The 1,446-nt window shown below is 56.6% G+C and carries 1 protein-coding gene; it reads left to right on the top strand.

All coding sequences use genetic code 11. The features are described from left to right. Positions 1 to 51: 51 nt before the first annotated feature. Positions 52 to 1,415, top strand: a protein-coding gene (locus tag U5798_RS36810; RefSeq protein WP_322084870.1) for an IS3 family transposase whose coding sequence is annotated in 2 segments (ribosomal slippage) — positions 52 to 529 and positions 529 to 1,415 — 1,365 coding nt in all. Because the reading frame shifts where the segments join, the coding sequence is not laid out codon by codon here. Positions 1,416 to 1,446: the final 31 nt, after the last annotated feature.

The following is a 1,446-nucleotide window of genomic DNA, read 5'->3' as shown; positions in this document are numbered from 1 at the left end:
TGAATTGACCCCCAAGAGTTGGACATCACTCCAACCCTTGGGGGTTTTTTCATGACGAAGTATGACCCGTCGTTCAAGCAACAATTGGTCAAGGCGTATCTGAGCGGCGAAGGCAGTTGCGAGTCGCTCGGCCGGAAGTACGGAGTTGGGTATTCAACACTGCGGCGTTGGGTGAGCGCTTTCCGGGTACATGGCAAAGCAGGGCTGCGCAAGAAGCACGAGACGTACAGCGCTGACTTCAAGATGTCGGTGCTGCAACACATGTGGCGCCATGAGCTGTCATACCAGCGCACCTGCGCGGTATTCGATTTGCGCGAAGCCAACTGCGTCAGTCGCTGGGAGCGCCAGTATCATGAGGGTGGTTTCGAAGCCCTCATGCCGCGCCGCAAAGGCCGGCCACCCAAGATGTCAAAGCCCAAACAGCCTGCCCAGCCTACGACCGTGCCCGCAGACGAGCGCTCACGCGAAGACCTTCTTAAAGAGAATGAGTATCTGCGCGCGGAGGTGGCGTACCTAAAAAAGTTGGACGAACTGCTCCGAGCCAAGGAGCAAGCAAAGCCAAAGAAACCGCGCAAATCGTGAACGCCTTGCGTGAGCATCATTCGTTGAGGGTCTTGCTCAAGGTCTCAGGCCTGGCTCGTAGTACGTTCTATTACCAAGTGGCAGCGACCAAGGCGGGAGATCGTCACGCCGAGCTCAAGGCGAAGATCGCCCATGTCTTCGCCCAGCATAAGGGGCGTTACGGCTATCGCCGGATCACGCTTGCATTGCGTCGAGCCGGCACCTGGGTCAACCGCAAGACGGTGCAGCGACTGATGTCAGTGCTGCGTCTGAAGTCGCTCGTTCGGCCCAAGAAATATCGGTCCTATCGGGGAGAGCGTGGGCGCATCGCGCCGAATCTACTCAACCGCCAATTCAAAGCCAGCAGGCCCAATGAGAAGTGGGTGACGGATGTGACCGAATTCAATGTCGGCGGCAAGAAGCTATATTTGTCGCCGGTTCTGGATTTGTACAACGGCGAGATCATTGCCTGGCAAATGAGCGAGCGCCCTGACTTCGCCATGATCAAAGCCATGCTGGACAAGGCACTCAAGCGACTGGCAGCTGATGAGACACCGATGCTGCACTCGGATCAAGGCTGGGCTTATCAAATGCGAGAGTACTGCGAACAGCTTGCTGAGCGAGGCATGCCGCAGAGCATGTCACGCAAGGGCAACTGCTTGGATAATGCCGCGATGGAAAGCTTCTTCGGCACACTCAAATCCGAGTGCTTCCGGTTGACACACTTCGCAGACGTCCAGCAATTGCGTCGCGCCATTGCCGACTACATCCGCTATTACAATCACGACCGCATCAAGCTCAAGCTAAAAGGGCTGAGTCCCGTGCAGTACAGAACTCAGCCCTTGGCGGCCTAATTTACCCGTCCAACTTTACGGGGTCAGCTCA

It is taken from the genome of Burkholderia sp. BCC1972 (assembly GCF_905339605.1).
In the GTDB taxonomy this organism is placed as follows: domain Bacteria; phylum Pseudomonadota; class Gammaproteobacteria; order Burkholderiales; family Burkholderiaceae; genus Burkholderia.
Note: the sequence above shows the minus strand (reverse complement) of the source record. Positions and strands in the feature narration are given on the sequence as shown.